The organism is Marinobacter sp. L-13, from assembly GCF_056857715.1.
This window is the reverse complement of sequence record NZ_JBSXNQ010000052.1, coordinates 33,220-54,314: the sequence shown is the minus strand read 5'-3', so window position 1 is coordinate 54,314 and position 21,095 is coordinate 33,220. Positions and strand designations below refer to the sequence as shown.

Sequence of the window (21,095 nt, the reverse complement as noted above, 5' to 3'; positions counted from 1 at the left end):
CCTGCCAGTCCGATAGCGTCTGTTGCCAGAACTGATGTAAATCAGGGGTGGTCATCGGATTCCTCCTTCATTTGAAAGCAGGAATCAGTGTGGCGAAATTCAGTTGCCAGCCACAGGTGCGGATTTATTGGCGCTTACAGTTGTTTGGTTGAAAACGCCTCGACCGCGATGTACCACGGGGTTTTCTGGGTCCTTTGCGGCTTGAACCGAGATTGATTGCTGTCAGGTTTCAGCACCTGGATAAGTGTCTGCACTGAGCGGATAGATTAACGCCTCAGAGATCCCTAATGTTTTTAAAACGCCTCAGTTTCCTCTTGCACTGTTAACGTCGCGGCTTGCCTGGCAGGAAATATTAACGCTACCCGGAATACCTATGACGGCCGGATTTGCTCTCTTTATTAAGCTGATTCCGCTCTACGTAACGGTTGCTCTGGGCTGGATTGCGGGCCGCTATCTGGAGGCCAGCAGCCGAAACATAGCGGGCATCATGCTTTACATCGTGACCCCATCGGTCGTTTTTTCCGGTGTGATGGCCGCGCCGCTTTCAACAGAAGTTATCCTGTTGCCCTTTCTCATTTTTGCGATTGCATCTGTACTAGGTATTGTCCAGATGAAAGTAGCAAGTAAGTTTCTCAATGATGGCAGTGCCAACATCATCCCTTTGTGTGTCGGTTCAGGAAACAACGGATACTTTGGAGTGCCGGTAGCGCTACTACTTTTTGGAAAAGAGGGGCTGGGGCTGTACATCATGTGCATGCTCGGAACAACGCTTTTCGAAAACTCGGTGGGTTTTTATCTCGCCGCACGAGGTCAGTTCGGAATTAAAGACGCCCTTTTCCGGGTTCTGAGGCTCCCAGCCGTGTATGCCTTTATTGCCGCTATGGCGATGAATCTTTCTGGGGTCGACATTCCAGAAATTTTCGTTCCGCTTTTCGATAATTTCAGAGGAGCTCACAGTGTTCTGGGCATGATGATTATCGGTATGAGCATCATCAGTTTCCGTGGATTGGCAGGCAACATTCGTTTTACGGCAATGGCCTTTTTTGGAAAGTTCGTGATCTGGCCCTTGGTTGCGATTGGCTTCTGGTGGCTGGATGCAACATTCCTGGATATATACGACTCAGCTGCCCACAAAGCGATTTTCCTGATCTCAATCACGCCAATACCTGCGAATGCTGTTGTTATCGCCACCTTGATGGATGTGTCACCGAGCCAAGCAGCTGGAACGGTTCTACTGACTACAATTTTTGCCCTTGCTTTTATACCGATCATGATTTCTCTAGCATTCTGACCGCTTCGATTTTTAATTCCTCGCAGTATCCGCTCTCAGTTCATTGCCAGCACCTGCAGATTTGCGTTCGGCGCAACGCCATCAGGCGTTTGCTTTATCGGGGGCTTGCCAATGAGAGAAGGGCGTTTGATTGGTTGTTGATTGATCATGCCGTTTTCTTTAAAGTGAATGAATTAATAATAAGTAAATGAGGCAGCTGATGTTTAGTCAACAACTTGCAGGCGAAACAATCCTCCATGGGGCACACCCGGAAGAAGTGTCATCCTTCGTCAATAAGCATATCGGACATCATAGACTCGAAATGGTCGGTGGGCAGGAACAAAAGTCACGTCTAAGTTTCAGGGAGTTTGCCGGATTTGGTTTGTCTCAAATTAGCTACGGAAATTGCGTCCGGGTAAAAAGTCCTGAACTGGAATCCATTTACCACCTGCAAATCGTCACCAAAGGGGAGTGTGTCTGGCACCAGGCTGGCGAACGGATGAAAGTTCGCAGTGGCCAGGGCCTTATGGTGAACCCCTATGAGAAAATTGATCTCGAATATTCAGAAGATTGCGAAAAGTTAATCATCAAAGTTCCTGAGTTAGCATTGATCAACGCCCGGGAGGTGTCTCTTCGGCGGTTGCCAGAAAATGGTATTCGTTTTGATCGGATTCCCGTCGATCTCAAATTATGTCCGGCACTCATCAAAATTATTGAAGCCGTTTTTTCGGAGCTTGATGATGCTGAGGATGAGGAAATAAGCGCAGTCGGAGCGCCTTACCGGGACATCATACTCAAGAAGCTGCTGAAAGCTTTTCCGAGTAACTGGTCAATTGAAGAGGGCGAAACTGCTCATACGCCCATGCTGGGTAAGATGCTGAGGCACATAGAACAGAACGTGCATCGCAATATTGATATCGAAGAACTCTCCAGCGTCTCTAATATGAGTGTTCGATCCATCTACAATGCCTTTTCAAAAGCCTTCGCAACGACTCCGAAGTGTTACATTAAGCAGTTGAAATTGCAGAAGTTGCGGGAAGATCTCATACAGGGAAAATGCCGCAATGTTACCGAGATCGCGCTGGACTATGGCTTTAGCCACTTGGGCCGGTTTTCGTCGGATTATCGAAAATCCTTCGGCGAATTGCCCTCTGAAACCCTGCGAATGGCCGGTTAGGCCCGGCCATTGCCTTCTCGTTGTTGCCCGCAAATCTGGCGAGTGACCCGTTTACTGCACTCCAAGACCTTTTCGAACAGAAATGAGCCTTCGCTAATATCTGTGTCCCTATCAAGACCCAACAGTGTGATGACGGTGACAATGCTGCCGTTAATATCGAACACGGGACAGCTAAGCACATTGATTTCGGGAAGGTAATCGCTGAAAAACGCGCAGTAGTTATCCCGTTTGATGGTGTCCAGATGAAGTTGCAGTTCGTCTCGGGTGACGGGCTTGCCCCGATGTTTTGGGAGTGACTTGGAGTTCTCGTAGTGCTGGTCTATCAACTCCTTGCGTCGTTTGTCTGGTAAGTGGGCCAGGTAAATCCTTCCTGACGCAGAGTTCAGTGGCGATAACTCCGCGCCCAACCTCACGTTGACCGAGATTGGCTGGCTTGAATCCAACCACTTGATGATCAATGGGCCGTTACCATTCCATACAGTCACGGAAACCGTTTTGTCTGTTTCTTCATTAAGCCGATCAACAGCCGCATAACTCAATTGAATGGGGTTAATGCGCCGGAGCGCAGAAATACCGAGAGTCAGGCTGGAGTTGCCGAGAGTATACTGGGTCTGATTCACCTGATTGATATAGCCCTCTCTCAGCAAACTGACGAGGTACTTGTGAGCGCGGCTAGGCGAAAGGTCCAGAGCGCCCGAAAGTTCCTTCAGAGTCGGGGGTCTGGATGCTACGGATATGTAGTTGAGTATATGTAATCCAATTTCCAGCGAACCGATTCCTTGTCGCTTTGTGGTCTCTTCTGCCATTGACGTTACCGTTTTCGAATGACTGGTTCTGCCGTGTGCCAGTGGAAAACAGGCGCCCTGGGGAACGAGGACGCCCGCCTTTCCGGTTTCTTTCAAAGTACCAATTCTGAAGGTCTGGATCAGAACTTGTATTTGGCCATTACCTCAACCTGCTGGCCCTCCGGTAGAAGTGGGCCGAAGGCGAGGTTGTATTTGCGCCACTCTATCCCGGCTTCCAGATCCCGCGTAATGTTGTGGATCAAGTTGACGCGGTGGGCCTCGTAGTTGGTGTCGGCGTTATCGTCCACTTCAACGGCTGTGTAGGCTACATTGGCTCGCCAATCGCTGTTTATGACGTAGCGGAATCCGACGTCGACGCCTGCCTGGCTTACAGCATCGCCGTTTTCTACATCGGGGGATGACAGGCTGTTGTTCACGCCTACACCGGTGAACGCTCCAAGTCCTTCGCCGTAGTGGGCGTTTAAGTTAATGCTGTGCGGCCCGATCATGAACTTTGATCCAATGGCACCGCCACCCACGAAGTCGCCGTTTTCAACTTCGCGACCGGATGCGGTGAGGATAACACGGTGACCGCCGTCGAAGTTCAGGTTGTAGTTGACGGCCAGATCGGGGGTGTCTGCGTCGTTGTTTACTGGATCCTGTGCGGTAAAACGGAATCCGGCCACCTCATGGCTAATCAGGTTGGTGCGGAAGTTCAACCCGCCCAAGGTGCCGCGTGGCCCACCGAGAAAATCCAGGTAGTCGTGGTATGCAACGGCCCAGAATTGGCCGGTCCATGTTTGACCTACGGTGGTCTGGTCAACCTTGATGAACGCGTGGCGAAGACGCAGGTCGTTGTTCTCCCCAGGATAGGTTCCGCCGTAAAAGTCGCCTTCCACAAAACCGACAATGGTATGGCCTTCCTTCTGGGTCACCGTCTTGAGGTTCACGCGAGACTGGTTTGAGCGACCGAAGATGCGCGAGTCCCCATCATCGACCTTTTCATAGATGGCTTCGGCTTTGAAATAACCACCGATGCTAAATTTGGTGTCGTTGAACTCGCCGAGTTCGAGAGCATGAGCGGAAGGTGTTGCGCTGAGACCGGAAGCGATCGCCAGCGCTAGCAGTGAGTTACGATAGTTCATTTGCCTTCTCCTTGTTGTTTGGCACTTGAACTATCGGTTATTACGGCGGGGTCAAATATCCGGTTAATGAACATCCCTATCCGTTTTCTGTAAATTTACACACTGAGTGCCGTTTCGACTTTTTCTAGGTTCTGGTCCAGCTCCTCAGAGCTGCCGTCGAAATGAACTTTTCCTTTTACAATAACGACATGACGGTCACAGAGCCTCTTCAGGGCCTTGATGTTCTTGTCCACGATCAATGTAGAAATGCCGGACTCGCGAATGGTTGCGATAACCTTCCATATGTCCTCTCGGATCAGCGGTGCAAGGCCCTCGGTGGCTTCGTCAAGAATCATCAGTCTCGGATTGGTGACCAGCGCCCGTCCGATCGCCAGCATCTGCTGCTCACCCCCAGAGAGTTCCGTTCCTAAATTAGACAAGCGCTCCTGAAGGCGAGGGAAAGTCGACATAACTCGGTCGAAGTCCCAGCCGGATTTTCCATTGCTGTCCGGGCGTGCGGCCATTTGTAAGTGTTCTTTCACCGTAAGGTTGTGGAACATGCCCCGGCCCTCGGGAACGTAGGCAATGTCCCTTCTCATCCGCTTCCATGTCGGCAGGTTACTAATGTCCTGTCCGTCAAAGTAAACATGACCACTGCGGGGTGGCACGATGCCAAGAATGGACTTAAGCGTGGTGGTCTTGCCCATGCCATTGCGTCCCATCAAGCTCATGGATTGCCCTTTCTCAAGTTTAAAGGACAGGTCGTGGAGGATGTGGCTGCGGCCATAAAGTGTATTGAGATTCTTAACTGCTAGAAGGCTGTTGCTCATGCCGCTTCCTCCTCGTCTTCCTTGCCCAGGTAGGCTTCTTTCACCCGGGGCTCGTTGCGAACTTCATCCACGGTGCCAGTAATCAGGTGGGTGCCGTTATCCAGCACGGTTAATTGGTCGGACAGCTCAAAAATTGCGTCCATGTCGTGCTCTACCAGCACAATGCAGTAGGTCTGTTTGAGCTCGTTCAGCAGCGCGATAATGCGCTGAGATTCTTCGTGGCCCATGCCAGCCATGGGCTCATCCAGAAGGAGGATGCACGGATCGGTTGCCAGCACCATGGCCAGTTCGAGCTGGCGCTGCTCTCCGTATGAAATTTCCGCCGCAACGGTTTGGATGCGGCTTTCGAGCCCCACCTGACATAAAGCCTTTTCAGCGGCTTCCTGAACAAGCTTGTTGGAATGACGCGACGCGAACAAATTGAAGCTACCCGCAAATCGGCGCTGAGCCGCCACCGCGCAGTTTTCCAGGCAGGTGACATCGGCGTAGATGTTGGTTTTCTGGAAGCTGCGGCCGATGCCCCGGCGCACGAATTTCCACGGCTTCATGCCTTCAATCTGCTCGCCCTTGTGGAAGATACATCCGCTGGTTGGCTGCAGGGTGCCGCACAGCATATTCAACAGCGTGCTCTTGCCGGCGCCGTTCGGGCCGACCACGCCGTGCAGTTGTCGATCATGAAACTGCAGGGAAATGTCGTTGAGTGCCTTGATCCCGCCCCAGTGTTTACTGAGGGATTCGGTTTCCAGAATGATGTCGTTGGCCATGATTATTTCTCCAGCAGCTTTTCAAGGTATCCGGCCAGGCCTTTGCGCAGCAGCAGGACCATCAGGATGATGGCGCCGCCCATGAACAGCATCCAGTCTTCGCTCATGTGCTCGAAGAAATACTGCAGACCTTCATAGGTTATGGTGCCGATAATGGCGCCGTAGATCGTGCCCATCCCGCCGAGGATGGACATCACCAGCGCTGTTCCAGACATTTCCCAGGTCATGAATTGCGGGTTTACATAGCCGTACTGCAGGGCAAACAGCAAACCGGCGTAGGCCGCCAGGGTGCTGCCAATGACGTAGCTGATCAGGCGGAAGGCAAAGATGTTGTAGCCCAGCGCCGCGGTACGTTCCGGGTTCAGGCGGCTGGCTTCGACGATGCGGCCAAAGCGCGAACGCAGGATGATCTTGATGGCCAACAGGGTGACCAGCACCGCCAGCAATGCCAGGTAATAGAAGTGGGTGGGGTTGTCCAGGTTCAGGAAGCTCAGTCCGAAGATACTGGTTTCTGGCTTCATGAAGATAAACAGACCGTCGTTGCCGCCGAACTCCAGGGAATCGAAGAAGTAGTAATAGGCCATCTGCGAGATGGCCAGGGTGATCATGATGAAGTAGATTCCGGAGGTGCGTAGCACCACCGCACCGATCACCAGCGCAATCAGGGCATTAAGCCCCATAATGTAAAAGGCGTAGATCCAGAAATTGACTGCCTCATACTCCGGCGTGAGGATCACGAATAAATAGCCGCCAAGGCCATAGAACAGGGCGTGACCCAAGGTGACCAGGCCAACTCGCCCAACCAGGAAGTCCAGAGACATTACAAACACCGCCAAAATCAGGATGGTGGTGGCTTTGCCCACGAAGAAGGAGTTCTCCTCCAGGAAAAGGGGAATACAGAGGGCGATGACAAAGAAGATCGCCAGGAAAATCCGTTCGGTGCGTTTTTCGAAAATCATGTTCGGCTCCCGCTTACTTGGCGAACAGGCCCTGGGGCTTCACCAGCAGCACCAGGATCATAAAGATGTAGATAATCATGTTGGACATGGTCGGTATTAGAACCGCAGCAAAAGTGCTGATAACACCGACCAGCAGGGCTCCCACGAAGGCGCCCTTAATCGAGCCCATGCCTCCTATGACCACTACGACAAAGCAGGTGATCAATACACTTTCGCCCATGCCGGGAACGATGGAGCGCATTGGTGCGGCAATAATGCCCGAAACGGCTGCAAGCATGACTCCGATGGCAAACACGATGGTATAGAGGCTTTTGATGTTGACTCCGAGAGCTTCTACCATTTCTCGGTTAGATTCGCCGGCGCGAATCAACATGCCCAGCCGGGTTTTGCTCACCACGAAGTACAGGGCAGCGGCGATGGCTATGCAGACCATTGCAGCGAAGATGCGATACACCGGATAGCTTGAGTTGTCGGTAAAAGGCACCGAACCGCTCAGTGCTTCCGGAACGGCAACACCATAGGGATCATTGCCCCAGAGAATGCTTTGCAAAGCGTTGAACACGAAGATCATGCCTATGGTCAGCAGTACCTGGTCCAGGTGATTGCGGTTATAGAGTCGCTGGATCAATACCCGCTCGATGAGTATGCCCAGGCCAAGCGCGATCACTGCCGACAGAATGGCCGATACCGTAAAGCTGCCGGTCACAGCGACGAAGTACCACACCAGATAGGCGCCGACCATGTACATGGAACCATGGGCCAAGTTAAGGATGCCCATGACGCCGAACACTAGGGTCAGGCCGGAAGCGATCAGGAAAAGAAGCAACCCATACTGGATGCCATTAATAAGTTGCACGAAGAAAAGTTCGGTAGACATAGTAATACCCAACGGTTTTACGGATAAGTCAATTCAGGTATGGGCAGGGAGCTTCAGGTAAGCCCCCGGCTCTTGCCGGGGGGTAACAGAGCCCGTGCTCAGAGTTTGCAGCCACGGGCGGGATCTTCCAGCGCTTCGGCGGCGATACTCTGCACCACGTTCACGCCATCTTTCACTTCCCGCAGGTAGATGTTCTGAATCGGGTTATGTGCCTTGGAGAAGGTGAATTCCCCACGCGGGCTGTCGATGGTCAACTTTTCCATGGTGCTGATCACCGCCTGCTTGTCTGAAATATCACCTTCAAGCTGGTCGATGGTGTTGGCGATGGCCTGCCCTGCGTCATACCCCTGAACGGCGTAGATATCCGGGTAGTGGCCATACTCGGTGTTGAAGGCTTCCCGGAACTCCCGGTTCTTCGGAACGTCCAACTGTTCTGCGTAGTGCAGCCCAGTCATCACGCCTTCGGCAGCATCACCTTGTGCCTGCAGTGTACCTTCGGTGAGGAAGCCGGACCCCATCAGCGGAATCTTGCCGCGCAGGCCCATGGCGTCGTAATCCTTCACAAACTTGATGGCGCCACCACCGGCGAAGAATGTGAACACCGCATCAGGATTCTCGTCAGCTATGTCGCTGACGTGGGACTGGAAATTGGTGGACGGGAAAGGCAGCAGTACCTTCTCGACAATCTCACCCCCACCGGCGGTGAAGGACTCTTCGAAGGCGTCGAGACTCTCGCGGCCCATGCCGTAGTTCCAACTGATCGCATAAACCTTCTTGTAGCCTTTTTCAAGCGCCACTTCGCCCATGGGGTAGGACGGCTGCCAGGATGAGAAGGAAGTGCGGAATACGTTGGGAGAGCAAAGAGGACCGGTCGCCGCGGCAGAACCCGCGTTGGGGATAATCATAATGGTATCTTTACCGCGCAGCATCTTGATCATGCCCATGGCAACGCCGGAATGAACCGGACCAATCACGAAATCTGCTTCGTGCTGGTTCAACAGCGAAGATGCTAGCTCCGGAGCGCGTGAGGGCTTGGCTTCAGTATCAAGCTCGATGAACTCAACTTTTGATCCGTGAAGTTTTTCGGCATGCTCTTTCAGAGCGAGCTTCAGGCCATCTCGGCCGGCTTCACCAAGTTGTGCGTAAATGCCGCTGAACGGAAGCATGACACCGATCTTTACCGGGTCACCAGCGGCCGCTAGGGCAGAGGTTGAGAGCCCGGCGGTAAGGGTGGTTGCCAGTACAGCACCGGCAAGCGTTTTGATCTTGCTCATTTCAACACCTCAGATTGTTGTTGTGGGTTCTGTCATTAGAGGCGTGTGGGGGCTGCAGAGATATCCGTTTTCTGCATAGGCGTGTCCGGTTATTGCAGAGGTATTGCGAGACCTTTCAAATTCAGTAGCTTGGTCGATAAAAAAGCCTGAAGAACCGGGCGTTCTTCAGGCAAGGGCAGATCGTTCCCAACGGGAACCGACGCTCAACAAGAAATGACAGGCGAGCTCATGGTTCAAAAAGGATACTGCATACCCTCTTCCATCACGCTCACCCATTGGCTGGTGGTGAATTCTTCAATGTTGGCTGGACCACCAAAGCGGCCGCTGTTACCCGAGCTGCCCATGCCGCCAAAGGGTACCTGGAACTCGTTGTTTACAGTTTGATCGTTGATATGAATCATCCCAACCTGGATTTGATTGGCAATCTTCAGTGCTCGTTCTGTCGAGCCTGAATGAATCGCTGCAGCCAAACCATAGGGAGACTCATTGACCAGATCACGAGCTTCTGAATCCGAGTCGAAGGTCATCACTGGTGCTACAGGCCCGAAGACTTCCTCGGAAAAGACTGGCATGTCCGAGGTGACGTCGGCTATAACTGTGGGCTCATAGTAGTTGTCATTACGTCTGCCGCCGACGACGATGCGTGCGCCCATTTCGACAGAGCGGTTGACGATACCCTCTACCCGCTTTGCCTGAACCTCGTTGATCAGTGGACCTATATGAACCTGTTCTTGCGCAGGGTTTCCGCAGGCAAGGTTTCCGGCGCGAGCGGCCAGGCGAGCAATATAAGCGTCTGCCACCGAACTTTGGACGAGGTGTCGACCGGTCTGCATACAGATTTGCCCCTGATGCAGAAAAGAGCCCCAGGCACCACACGAACTTGCAATGTCCAGGTCGGCGTCTTCGAGAACCACCTGTGCGTTGTTTCCACCTAGCTCCAGCGAGGCTTTCTTAAGCATCCGACCACAGATCTCGCCAATCTTTTTCCCAACCGCGGTGGAACCGGTAAAAGAGATCATTTTGACCAGCGGATGTTCAACGAGAGCCTGGCCTACATCAGGGCCGCCCGGCAGAACATGAAACACCCCTTCGGGCAGTCCGGCGTCTTCGAGAATTTGAGCCATCAGTGCACCGCCACAAATACTGCTTTTGGGATCCGGCTTGAGTATCACACAGTTACCCATGGCCAGGGCCGGAAACACGGAACGCATTGAAAGAAGGATGGGAAAGTTCCAGGGTGCGATAACACCTACGGTACCAAGTGGTACCCGCTTCCAATAATTCCGCTTTCCGGGAATGCTTGACGGGAATATCTCGCCATTGGGCTGCATTGGCATGGCTGCAGCCATCTGAGCCTGTTCGTAGGTAGCCTGTAACTCCCAATCTGCTTTTGGACCGATTGAGCCGCACTCGCGGGTATTCCATCCGTTGATTTCTTCCGCGCGCTCCTTGAGGAGGGCTGCGGCCCTGCGCAGGATCTCGGCTTTCTGATCAAAGGGGACTGCCATCCACTTTTTCTGGGCGTCTTTGGCGATGATGGCGGCCCGGTCAACGTCAAGAGGCGTCGCCGCTTTCAGTTGTGTGATCACCTCCCCGGTCGCTGGTTCCATTATATCGACCTGCTCACCGTCGCCATTTTGCCATGAGCCCAGGAAAAGGTTCTGTTGCCAAACAGGGTTTACTGGCACATCCATGGTATTTTCTCCTCAATGCTTTCGACTGTAATCAGGTGTGCGCCCGGTTGATCTGGTCGCTTATATAGTGGGCCAGCGCGTAAACTGTTTCCGAGGGGTTGTAACCGATCGATGTCGGCAGCAGGCTCGCATCCACGATGTAAAGGTTCTTGATCTCATGGGTTTCGCCCGTGGGAGAAACCACTGTGGATTTCGGGTCTGCCCCCATACGGCAGGTACCCTGGGGGTGAAACGAGGTGTAGCGATAGCGGGCGGGCTCATTGTCGAGCCCATCGATGACAGCATCAATCTGATCTTCACTGTCGATGGTCAGCTTGTGGGATGTCGGAATGAACAGTTGCTTCGCACCGGCGGCAAAAAGTACCCGAGCATTGGTCTTTAGGCCGTTCTTCATGATTTCGAAATCGCCGTCGTCGACGAAGTATTTGATCTCTTTCACGCCGTCTTTCCAGTTTACCTCGCCCACGTTTTGATCGTGGATGAGGGTGATTAGGCGAACTGTGTTGCGATATTTCGACATGTAGGACATGTACGGCTTACCAGTGCCTGGCTCGGCCTGAAAACTGGCCTCCACGGGTTCCTGGATAGCATCGAGCAGCAAGTAGCTTCCATCCCCAGGCATTACATGTTTATCCATGTATAGGGAATGGGTGGCACCGTAGAAGTTATCAACGTTCTCCTCGAACATGCCGGTCACAGACATGGTTGGATGGCAGGCGAAGTTCTTGCCCACCTGGCCATTGCTGTTGGCTAGTTTGCTTTTCTGAAGCAGGATTGGCATTTGGATCGGTCCAGCCGCGCCGACGACGATCGGAGCGTTGACCTTGAGCCTGCTCTTTACCGTTTTGCTCTGCTGGTCAACAATTTCGGCCAATACGCCAGTGGCTTTGCCATTTTCTGCGAGGATCTGTGTGGCCCGCGTGTCAGAATAGATGGTCGCACCATAGGCCACGGCCCAGGGCAGGTAGGTGACCATCATGGATTGTTTACGGTCGGATTTGCAGCCAGCGAAGCAGAAACCAGTCATAGCACAATTGCGAATATTGCGTTTGGCATTACCTTCGGGAAGGTTCAGCTTTTTCATGCCGCCTCTGAGCAGTTGGGCGCCTGGACTGGTCTCAAAGGACTTGTTCGGTGCAATGCCGAGATTTTCTTCGACTTTCTCAAAGTAGGGCAGCATGACTTTCGGTGTGAGATTGGTCAGCCCGAACTCCTTCCCCCATCGGTCGAGATAGTAATCCGGGGTTCGAAAACACAGGGCAGCATTTACGACTGTGGACCCACCAACGCAGGCACCCTGCAAGATTGAGATGTCACCGGCGGAGTTGGACTGACCGCCGTGGTCGGCATAAAGCTGATCCATGGAAACGGCCAACATTTCTGAAAATTGTTCAGATGGCACATAAGGGCCGGCTTCCAAAACCACCACTTTTTTTCCGGCTTTGGCCAACTCATAAGCTGCAATGGCTCCGCCGGCACCTGATCCAATTACGACAGCATCGGCGTTGAGCTCAATGTTGTCGCTGGTCACGTCTGACGCTTGGGTTACCTGCAAACCGTGGGCAGGTATTGTTTTAGCTTCGATTGTTTCTTGCATGATCTACTCCTGCCGCTCAGCTTTTTGGTAAGGGTGCATTGCCCAGAGACACCAGGTTCCATTTTTCAGTCACCGGTCCGCCGTAGCCGAGAGGCTCCCAGGTCGGGGGATTCGCCCAATAGGCCAGCCCGATCAGCTTTTTCAGGCCCATAGCAAGTGCTCTTTGCGGTACTTCGTCGGAATTGGCCCAAGTGTCACAGAATGCTGCGGCTTGCTTGTCGGACAGTTCCACAAAAGGTTTGCCATAAAAGGTCTTAGGTCCGTCATTAAAGTAGGCGATACCACCTTTCAGGCCTTCGAGAATGTGGGGTGCCATAGTCGCCATAAGTGCGGCGTCCAATGTCTGCATGACCGGGATTTCACTTGCCGGAACTAGACCGGTTCCCTCGCTCGCCAGCTGAACCTGCATCAGGCGATTCATCACGTGGTATTCGCTGGCGGACATAACATTTATGCCTTCTGGGATTGAGGCGAAAGCGTGCGCTGCCCCCAGAAGTCCGGTGCCGACTGTCGCAGCAACCGCAAGGCCGCTTGCCGCTTTCAGAAAGCTTCGGCGGCTTAGGCCATTGATCTGGTCGATGGCTTCTTTTGTTTGATCGCTCATCTGACTCATGGTGTTCTCCGAATTATTGCCTGTGTTCGAAAGGCATGTTCATGTTCTTGGGGGTCAGAATACCTTCAATATTCTCAGATTTACGCGGGTATCTTCTTTGAATCCGTTTTCCACGTCGATGTCCTGGCCAGCCTGAAATTGCAGTTGCACAGTCGGATCAACAAAAGTTGCGTAGGTTGCCTGCCAGCGATTGGTGTTCACCCTGTCGTCCTGCTTTTGGCCGCCAACAGTGGTTTCACCCCCAAACGAATGGTAGTAAGAAAGTGCCACGTGGCTTTGCTTGGACAAGAGGTAACGAAGATGGCTCTGCAGGCTCTGCGCATCTTCCTGTTCGCGTTTGAAGCCGAGGAAGTCGTCGTTGTCGCCGTATACTGAATACTCTGCGATCAGGTCCAGCACTACACTGGAGCTTAAATGTTTCACGTAGGCAGCTTGAAAAATTCCCTTCCAACGATTCTCGCCAATATTTACTGGACCTTTGGCCTCATCGTATTGGCCGACCGGCACGGATGCGAAAGCGGACAGACCAACCCATTGCTGATCATCGGGGTTGTTGAGAACCCAAGCAGTTGCGCCGATGATCGGGTCACCGATACCACTTTCTGAGGTCGGCTGAAGCGGACCGAAGGGCTCTGTCAGTTCCACCTTTCCGAAAGGAACGATGATCTGGGGATCAACAATAATGCCACCAATGTCCATGTAGTGGACGAAGCGTGCCAATCCTATAGTGGTGTCCAGTCCAGCCTCGGCGGGGACTTTGTTGCCATCGGCGTAAGCTGCGTCGCGGGTGGCATATTGGCCGTATAGAATCCCAAGGTTTACACCTGCTGGCAGCGGTGTGTAGTCGCCGGGGTCAGTGGCAATTTCGGCAGCTTGGGTTGGAACCGAGAAAATGCTCATGGCCAGTATCAGGGTTGAGCCCAAAGCAAGTGATTTTGATGGTGTGTACTTCGAGGTCGATCGCATAGTTGCTCTCCAAATTTCGTGTTGTTGTTGTCAACGCGAAAACAGTTAGCGACGATCATGCCAACAGTTCGTTTCTATAAAAAAGGCTCTTTAAATCATTTGATTAAGGGAGTTTTGTTATCGTTAAGAGGGGCTATGAATGTTTCAATCGGGGAAACAGGGAGGCACTGTCTCAGAATGAGACAGTAAGTGGCATGCCAACGAATTTTCAGGCGGTCCTTATTAAAGAACGTGTTAAAGTTTCAAGAAAATGACAAGAAGAGCCAATAAGGCCAAAGCGCAGGGTCGCATCAAACGACAATAATCAGTCCTGCGATAGAGGAAAATCAATGAGCGCACTTATTCCTGCCGACCAGAGGCGTGCCAAGGCACGTGAAACCTTTTTTGAGCATGGTCAGATTCCAACGGGCCTGATCGATGATGCCATTGTTCATTCCTGGCAGCGTTGTTCCGCGGCGAGAAAAAACGTGAGTGAGCGTGTTCAGTTCGACACCGTGTCCAGAAACGGTTTAATAGAGCTGATGGATAACAACCGAATTTTGTTGGAGGCAGCCACCCAGCCGCTGGAACAGTTGGGCCAAACCGTTAATGGCGCAGGCTATTCCGTTCTGCTTACGGATGACAAAGGGGTTGCTCTGGCAGCGAGACGTTCGGGTCGGTGCGCCAATACACTGATTAATGACGCCTTTCGACAGGGAGTCAATCTCTCCGAGGCGAATATTGGCACTTCCGCGATGTCTTGTGCTGTGTTGGAGCGTCGTCCAGTGCTAGTTGCCGGAGTCGAGCATTACTTGCATGCAAATCGAGTATTCAATTGTGCGGCCTCTCCCATTGTGGACCCCATGGGCAGGGTATTGGGGGCCATTGATATTACTCGTGGAAATCCGTTGGAGCCGGGAAGCGCGCTTTCCTTAGTGCAACAATGTTCAGCTAGGATTGAACGCCAGTTGATGGGTATGTTGTCGCCTTGGCTCATGATTAGTCTAGGGTGGGAGCAGAGTGATCCTCATGCCACGAGTGACATGTTGGTGGCGCTTGGGCCGGACGGACAAGTGCTTGGTTTGTCGCCCCGGGTGCGCGAACTGACGGGGTTGGCCTCAACGGATGGGACGTTGCGCTTTCAGGATTTGTTTGATTTGCGCTTTGAGACACTCGTTGATGGGTTCCGTGGCCGGAATCACCCTATAACGGCCAGGATGCACTCTGGGCTGTCATTCTCGCTACGACCGGTCGATGCTGGTTCGCGAAAAACCACGAGACGTACGGCTTCCGTGCCTTTGGCTAATCGTGTACCAGAATCCACAGATTTTGGTGATCATGCAATTAGTCGTCAGGTAAACCAAGCAAGCAGAGCAATGGAGAAGGGGCTGCCGGTGCTTATACTAGGTGAGACCGGGACCGGAAAGGAAGTGATGGCAACGTCACTTCATAACGGTAGCGCATTTTCTTCCGGCACGTTTGTTGCGATTAACTGTGCGGCCATCCCGGAGTCGCTTATTGAGGGTGAGCTCTTTGGTCACGCTGATGGTGCCTACACAGGTGCGCGACGAGGCGGTGCTCCAGGTAAGATCGAGCAGGCAGATGGTGGCACCCTGTTTCTGGATGAGATTGGTGACATGCCGTTGGCGCTCCAGTCCCGTTTATTGAGAGTGTTGGAAACCCGTGAAGTGACCCGTCTTGGAAGTGCTACCCCAAAGCAGGTCCGTTTCCAGTTGATCTGCGCAACACATCGGAACCTGTCAGAAGCTGCCAGGGACGGAGAATTTCGCGAGGATCTGCTCTACCGCATTAAAGGTATGGCTATACGCCTGCCAAGACTTTCGGAACGCTCGGATTTGCAAAGCTTCATTGTCGACCGATGCCGTGCTCTGACACAGGGTAGTCGCGAGTTGTCGCAAGACTGTTTGGACGGTTTAATGCGGTACGACTGGCCGGGAAATGTTCGTGAGCTCGTCTATGCCCTGACTCACGCAGACGCACTTGCGGACCCCGGTGAAGTTTTGCAACTTTGCCATCTGCCTGAAGAGATAGCGGCCCCGACAACCATGGCAGTTCGAAGCAATAGGGCAGCGAGCAAACGCGGTACCTTAAAGACTCTGGAGCGCGCCGTTATCGAAGAAGCGCTGGTAATTGAGGGGGGGAATGTCAGTCGCGCAGCAAAACGGTTGGGCATTGGTCGAGCGACACTGTATCGGAGGCTCAAAGTCGCCAATGCGGGCGTTCAGTGAAAACTTAGGTTGTTGGTCGTCACCCGGCCATGGGAAGCCCGTCCCAAAAAAGATCAATGCTCAGTGCTGAGGTCAGTATAAAGTTGACGGGTGAGCTCGCTCTGGACCTGCAAGCGTTTGGTAATGCCCTGAACCACTTCCATACGAGCGACAGCTCCGGCCTGAATGTCTTCCATTGCTTGTAAGGCTTCCCCCGACTGGTTTAGGCAGTGATCACACGACTGGCGGATTTTTTCCATACCGCTACCGGCCTCCACGGAGGTCGAATTCAGGCTGTTGGCGATTTCACGGATACTCTCGCTGGATTCGTTCGCTCGAACAGCTAGGTTACGCACTTCGTCGGCCACTACCGAAAAGCCGCGACCGTGTTCTCCCGCTCGCGCGGCCTCAATGGACGCGTTCAGAGCCAGCAGGTTGGTCTGTTTGGCAATATCCTGAATGTTGCCGACAATGCTACCGATTTCTTCGGACTGTTTAACCAACTGAGTGAAGACGTCATCGATACGACTCATGAACTCCGCCAGCTCCCTAATCGAGGCCTCGGCCCCGGAAATGCTGTTCGCGCTCTGGGCTACCTTCGCGCCGGACGCTTTGGCTAGTTTGCCAGCTTCATCCATTTCTTCGAGTATCATGTCCACGTTGTTTCGCAGGTCGTCTAGGTGGCCGATCAGAACGGGGTCGGGTGATTTCGGTTCGGGAACAGGCGTTTCCGGTTCATGAACCGGTTCGGGACGGGACTCCACTGGTGGCACCGGTTCGCGTATCGTGACGGTGGTCGGACGCATTCGTGCGCACAGAATAAGTGCAGTAGCTGTCAGCCCAAGAGTTATGGCTGCAAGCGTGGTTTGGAATACCGTGTCTGCGTTGACAAGCATCAGTGCGGCAAAGGCGAGAGCCAGGAGGAACGCTCCATACATTGGGACTTTGGAAGAACCGGTCTCAGAGGTTTCTTTTTCTAATATGAGAGTGTTGTCCATGGTACTGTTCCCGGCGGGCAAGGGTTAGCATTGTGGAGCAACGCTAAGGTTTTTTTCGGAATGAACCTATCCGCAAAGTGCAGACAGTTATCCAGATTCTGAAGCGCGGAAGTGGTTGGCTGCAAACCAGGACCGGAGTAAGCTGCGGTCTGGTCTGCGCGCTAAGTGCTCAGGTCAGGGCATCAAGCAGAATCTGGCTGAATGCATCGGGGCATTCCACCGACGGCACGTGGCCAATCTGCTCCAAAATGACCGGCTCCGCTGCACCGCTGACGCCGGCCAGCGCCCTGAGTGTGTCTGGGGGCGTGGCCACATCGTCAGAACCACCAAGCAGTCGGAGTGGCACTTGATGCTGCCCCAGCTGCTCTCGGAAGTCGACCCGCCCCAGCATCTCACACAGCAGGGCATAACTACGGTCATCACCGCGTCCCATGATCACGCTCCAGCCTTCCACCAGCGCCGGCTGCTTTTCGCACGCGTGGGGGCCGAACCAACGTGGCACGATATCCACCGCCATGGCCGGCAGGCCGAGTTCCAGAACGTTGGCCGAGCGGGTATTCCAGGCATCGGGTGTGCCGATGACGGCGCCGGTGTTTGTGAGCGTGGCTGAAAGCAGCCTTTCAGAATGCTTGCTGAGGAGTTGCTGGCCAATGGCGCCGCCAATCGATGTTCCGACAAAGTGGAACTTATCTGACTCTGCCACTTTCGCGAGCGCGATGGCTTCCTGCGCCAGGTTTTCCGGTGTGATTTCGTCGGATTCTTCCGGCCAGGCGGCGCTGGCGCCGTGTCCCGGTAAATCCCAGGCCAGTACCCGAAATTTTTCGAGTAGCGCTGGCAACATGTCGTCCCAAACCCCCTGGGTCATGCCTAGGGGATGAGCGAGCATCAGCAGCGGTTTGTTGCTGTCACCCAGCAGTCGATAACAAACCGTGCGACCGTCGTGTTTTAGAAAAGCCATGTTTGCTCCTTAGCTCAGACCCGTTCGATGAGTGTCGCAATACCCTGGCCGACACCTACGCACATGGTGCACAAGGCATAGCGGCCACCGGTGCTCTGCAGTTGGTGGGCGGCGGTCATTACCAGTCGGGCACCGGACATCCCCAAAGGATGGCCCAGGGCGATGGCGCCGCCGTTAGGGTTCACGCGTGAATCACCATCGGCAACGCCCAATTCCCGCAGTACCGCCAACCCTTGGGCGGCAAAGGCTTCGTTCAGTTCGATCACGTCAATGTCGTCAATGCCGATGCCTTGTTTCTCCAGCAGCTTGCGAACCGCCGGCACAGGGCCGATGCCCATGATGCGCGGTTCCACGCCGGCCGTGGCCATGCCCAGTATGCGGGCCATGGGGTTTAGTCCGTGGGTTTTGACGGCGGTCTCACTGGCAACCAGCATCGCAGCGGCGCCATCGTTCACGCCTGAGGCGTTGCCTGCGGTCACGCTGCCGTTTTCGCGGAATGGCGTGGGCAGGGATGCGAGATTCTCCAGCGTACTTTCGCGGGGATGCTCGTCGGTATCGAACACCAGCGGGTCTTGTTTCCGTCGCGGAACGAACACAGGCACGATTTCTTCGGCGAAGCGTCCTTCCTTCTGGGCTCGGGCGGCCTTTTCCTGGGAACGGAAGGCGAACAGGTCCTGATCCTCCCGCGACACCTTGTATTGTTCGGCCACGTTCTCCGCCGTTTCCGGCATGGAATCGATGCCGTACTGCTTTTTCATCAGCGGGTTCACAAAGCGCCAGCCGATGGTGGTGTCCTCAATCTTCTGGCCACGTGAAAAGGCGCTGTCAGCCTTGCCCATCACATAGGGTGCGCGAGACATGGATTCCACGCCTCCTGCTAACACTAGGTCCATTTCACCTGCACGAATGGCGCGGAACGCCGTACCCACGGCGTCCATGCCGGAGCCGCACAGACGATTGAGAGTGGTGCCGGGAACAGACGTAGGCAAGCCGGCCAGCAGGGCAGACATCCTCGCCACGTTGCGGTTGTCTTCACCGGCCTGGTTAGCGGAGCCCATCATCACTTCGTCGATAGCGGTCGGGTCGAGTTCCGAAGCCTGCTCCAGTACCGCTTTAAAAATGTGAGCGGCGAGGTCGTCAGGGCGAATGCTGGCAAGGGTGCCACCGAAACGGCCAATCGCCGAACGACGAGGATGGCAGAGATAAACGTCAGTCATGATATTTCTCACTGTTGACCGGCATGATGTGCATTTGTGCGTGCTTTCAGATCACGCAGAACTTCCAGCTCTTTGGCACTTGGCTCTGGCGTGGTCTCCAACGTGTCGGCAAACCGGATTTCCCACCCAGTGGCATCGATCACTTCTTCCCGAGTCACATTGGGATGCAGAGAAGTGACTACCAGTTCTTTGCTATCAGGGTCAGGCTTGAGAATGCACAGGTCGGTAATTACCACGGTGGGACCACGTCCAATGTTGGGTACATTATCCCGTGCCTTGCCGTCGCGTCCAAAGCCAACGGTGGTAACAAAGTCGACGTCCTTCACGAAGGTACGCTTGGAATGCTTGACGGTAATGAACACTTCCTTTGCATTGGTGGCAATTTCCGGGGCGCCACCACCCCCAGGCAGGCGGACTTTCGGTTCGCGGTAGTCGCCAATCAGCGTAGTGTTCAGGTTGGCGTAACGGTCAATCTGGGCAGTACCCAGGAAGCCGACGCTGATGTGTCCACCCTGCAGCCAGTACCGGAACATCTCCGGTACTGCCACGGTGGTCAGGGCGGATTCACATAGCTCGCCGTCGCCGATGGACAGAGGCAGCACGTCCGGTTTGGTTTGCAGGGTGCCGGATTCATAAATCAGGGTCACGTCCGGTGCGTGGGTCAGTCGCGCCAGGTTGGCAGCCTCGCTGGGCAGTCCAATGCCCACGAAGCAGGTCATGTCGCTGGTCAGTGCGCGGGCGGCAGTGACGCTCATCATTTCTGAGGAGGTAAATTCAAGGCTCATCACGCAGCTCCTTTTTCAAACACGTTGTCTTTCAGCCAGGTCTGGAACGTTTCCCGGTCGCGGGCGATGCCGTCCCACTCTTTGTAGAAGGCGTTGTCACGGTCGTAGTAGCCGAGGGCGTAGGAGGGTTTGGCGCCTTTCGGGGCCTCGGCGATGGCGGTGATGGCCCAGGAGGGCAGTACGCAGGCGTTCACGGAGGCGCCGAGGTCATCCACGATTTCCTCAACGGTCACAATGCTTCGCTTGGCGGCCAGCACCACTTCCTTCTGGATACCGACGATGCCTTCTATCAGCACATTACCCTTGCGGTCGGCCCGCTGGGCATGAATCACGGCTACATCCGGACGAACAGAGGGTACTGCCGCCAGGCGCTCACCGGTAAAGGGGCACTCGATGAATTTGATCTGGTCATTGACCTTGGGCAGGTCGCTGCCGACATAACCGCGCAGAACTGCTAGCGGCAGCCCGGCGGCGCCGGCTTCATAGCCGCAGGCCATGGCTGCGTGGCTATGTTCCAGGATCTCCAGTTTGTTCGGCCAGCCTTTCTCAACGGCATCCCGCAAACGGTGCAGGGAGCCCACGCCCGGGTTGCCACCCCAAGAGAAAATCAGTTTTTTAGCGCAGCCCGCACCGATCATCTGGTCATAAACCAAGTCCGGGGTCATGCGGATCAGGGTCAGGTCACGTTTTTGCTGGCGGATGATTTCGTGTCCAGCGGCAAACGGAATTAGGTGGGTAAAGCCTTCCATCGCAACGGTGTCGCCGCTGTTGATGTGTTTGCCTACCGCTTCCTTGAGAGAGAGGAATTCGGCCATCGCAGTGTCTCCATCGTGTTTTGGCTGAGTAGTTCGATATACGAACATAAGTTTAATATGCGAACATAATGGCGTGATTGGTTTTCGGTCGTCAAGTACAAATTTTCACCAGTTGGTCAAAAGCACGGATGTTCGTAATGCGAACTGACTGATACCATGCGCTGACATGATGTGCGGCAGGCTAA

19 protein-coding genes are annotated in these 21,095 nt (G+C 54.0%); 3 read left to right on the top strand and 16 right to left on the bottom strand.

The genetic code is table 11. The annotated features are described in order from the left end of the window. Positions 1-373 precede the first annotated feature (373 nt). Together AC13DD_RS09865 and AC13DD_RS09860 are read left to right on the top strand one after the other, a co-directional pair. The gene (locus AC13DD_RS09865) at positions 374-1,291 is read left to right on the top strand and encodes an AEC family transporter (protein ID WP_418141299.1); all 918 of its coding nucleotides are present in this window, start codon (positions 374-376) and stop codon (positions 1,289-1,291) included. Positions 1,292-1,490: 199 nt separating this feature from the next. Next, positions 1,491-2,447, top strand: a complete 957-nt coding sequence (locus AC13DD_RS09860; RefSeq protein ID WP_339779263.1) for an AraC family transcriptional regulator — start codon at positions 1,491-1,493, stop codon at positions 2,445-2,447. Here the strand turns inward: AC13DD_RS09860 and AC13DD_RS09855 are convergent. The 11 genes from AC13DD_RS09855 to AC13DD_RS09805 form a co-directional block, all read right to left on the bottom strand. Next, a complete protein-coding gene (locus AC13DD_RS09855) occupies positions 2,444-3,253 on the bottom strand; it encodes an IclR family transcriptional regulator (RefSeq protein WP_094182557.1) in 810 nt (269 codons plus the stop codon). The two genes, AC13DD_RS09860 and AC13DD_RS09855, sit on opposite strands and share 4 nt — an antisense overlap. Positions 3,254-3,372: 119 nt before the next feature. Further along, positions 3,373-4,377 (bottom strand): porin, encoded by a 1,005-nt coding sequence (locus AC13DD_RS09850; protein ID WP_108017991.1) that lies wholly within the window; start codon positions 4,375-4,377, stop codon positions 3,373-3,375. Between the two features lie 95 nt (positions 4,378-4,472). Beyond that, a complete protein-coding gene (locus AC13DD_RS09845) occupies positions 4,473-5,186 on the bottom strand; it encodes an ABC transporter ATP-binding protein (protein WP_108017990.1) in 714 nt (237 codons plus the stop codon). After that, the gene (locus AC13DD_RS09840; protein ID WP_305965633.1) at positions 5,183-5,950 is read right to left on the bottom strand and encodes an ABC transporter ATP-binding protein; all 768 of its coding nucleotides are present in this window, start codon (positions 5,948-5,950) and stop codon (positions 5,183-5,185) included. The genes AC13DD_RS09845 and AC13DD_RS09840 overlap by 4 nt, the downstream gene beginning before the upstream one ends. 2 nt (positions 5,951-5,952) lie before the next feature. Then, positions 5,953-6,909 (bottom strand): branched-chain amino acid ABC transporter permease, encoded by a 957-nt coding sequence (locus AC13DD_RS09835; RefSeq protein ID WP_108017989.1) that lies wholly within the window; start codon positions 6,907-6,909, stop codon positions 5,953-5,955. A gap of 13 nt (positions 6,910-6,922) precedes the next feature. Further along, positions 6,923-7,786, bottom strand: a complete 864-nt coding sequence (locus AC13DD_RS09830) for a branched-chain amino acid ABC transporter permease (RefSeq protein ID WP_108017988.1) — start codon at positions 7,784-7,786, stop codon at positions 6,923-6,925. Positions 7,787-7,884: 98 nt separating this feature from the next. Continuing rightward, positions 7,885-9,060 carry an ABC transporter substrate-binding protein gene (locus tag AC13DD_RS09825; RefSeq protein WP_108017987.1) on the bottom strand — a complete coding sequence of 392 codons (1,176 nt, stop codon included), beginning with the start codon at positions 9,058-9,060 and terminating at the stop codon, positions 7,885-7,887. Positions 9,061-9,293: 233 nt separating this feature from the next. Next, entirely contained in the window at positions 9,294-10,754 is a 1,461-nt protein-coding gene (locus AC13DD_RS09820) for a benzaldehyde dehydrogenase (RefSeq protein ID WP_305965634.1), read from the bottom strand. A 31-nt stretch (positions 10,755-10,785) separates the two neighbouring features. Next, entirely contained in the window at positions 10,786-12,351 is a 1,566-nt protein-coding gene (locus AC13DD_RS09815) for an FAD-dependent oxidoreductase (protein ID WP_108017985.1), read from the bottom strand. 16 nt (positions 12,352-12,367) lie between these two features. Continuing rightward, complete coding sequence (locus tag AC13DD_RS09810; RefSeq protein WP_305965635.1) at positions 12,368-12,964, bottom strand: gluconate 2-dehydrogenase subunit 3 family protein; 597 nt, start codon at positions 12,962-12,964, stop codon at positions 12,368-12,370. 54 nt (positions 12,965-13,018) lie between these two features. Next, on the bottom strand, positions 13,019-13,930 hold the full coding sequence (locus AC13DD_RS09805) for a transporter (RefSeq protein WP_108017983.1): 912 nt from the start codon (positions 13,928-13,930) through the stop codon (positions 13,019-13,021). Positions 13,931-14,259: 329 nt separating this feature from the next. Between AC13DD_RS09805 and AC13DD_RS09800 the strand changes: the two genes are divergently transcribed. Then, the gene (locus AC13DD_RS09800; protein WP_305965636.1) at positions 14,260-16,158 is read left to right on the top strand and encodes a sigma-54-dependent Fis family transcriptional regulator; all 1,899 of its coding nucleotides are present in this window, start codon (positions 14,260-14,262) and stop codon (positions 16,156-16,158) included. Positions 16,159-16,211: 53 nt separating this feature from the next. Here the strand turns inward: AC13DD_RS09800 and AC13DD_RS09795 are convergent, their stop codons facing one another. The 5 genes from AC13DD_RS09795 to AC13DD_RS09775 form a co-directional block, all read right to left on the bottom strand. After that, on the bottom strand, positions 16,212-17,135 hold the full coding sequence (locus tag AC13DD_RS09795) for a methyl-accepting chemotaxis protein (protein ID WP_482931093.1): 924 nt from the start codon (positions 17,133-17,135) through the stop codon (positions 16,212-16,214). Between the two features lie 169 nt (positions 17,136-17,304). Then, positions 17,305-18,093, bottom strand: a complete 789-nt coding sequence (locus tag AC13DD_RS09790; protein ID WP_305965637.1) for an alpha/beta fold hydrolase — start codon at positions 18,091-18,093, stop codon at positions 17,305-17,307. Between the two features lie 14 nt (positions 18,094-18,107). After that, the gene (gene pcaF / locus AC13DD_RS09785) at positions 18,108-19,310 is read right to left on the bottom strand and encodes a 3-oxoadipyl-CoA thiolase (RefSeq protein ID WP_305965638.1); all 1,203 of its coding nucleotides are present in this window, start codon (positions 19,308-19,310) and stop codon (positions 18,108-18,110) included. A gap of 8 nt (positions 19,311-19,318) precedes the next feature. Further along, the gene (locus tag AC13DD_RS09780) at positions 19,319-20,095 is read right to left on the bottom strand and encodes a CoA-transferase subunit beta (protein WP_053114054.1); all 777 of its coding nucleotides are present in this window, start codon (positions 20,093-20,095) and stop codon (positions 19,319-19,321) included. Then, positions 20,095-20,910: a CoA transferase subunit A gene (locus tag AC13DD_RS09775; protein WP_482931092.1), complete on the bottom strand. Its 816-nt coding sequence runs from the start codon at positions 20,908-20,910 to the stop codon at positions 20,095-20,097. The genes AC13DD_RS09780 and AC13DD_RS09775 overlap by 1 nt, the downstream gene beginning before the upstream one ends. Positions 20,911-21,095: the final 185 nt, after the last annotated feature.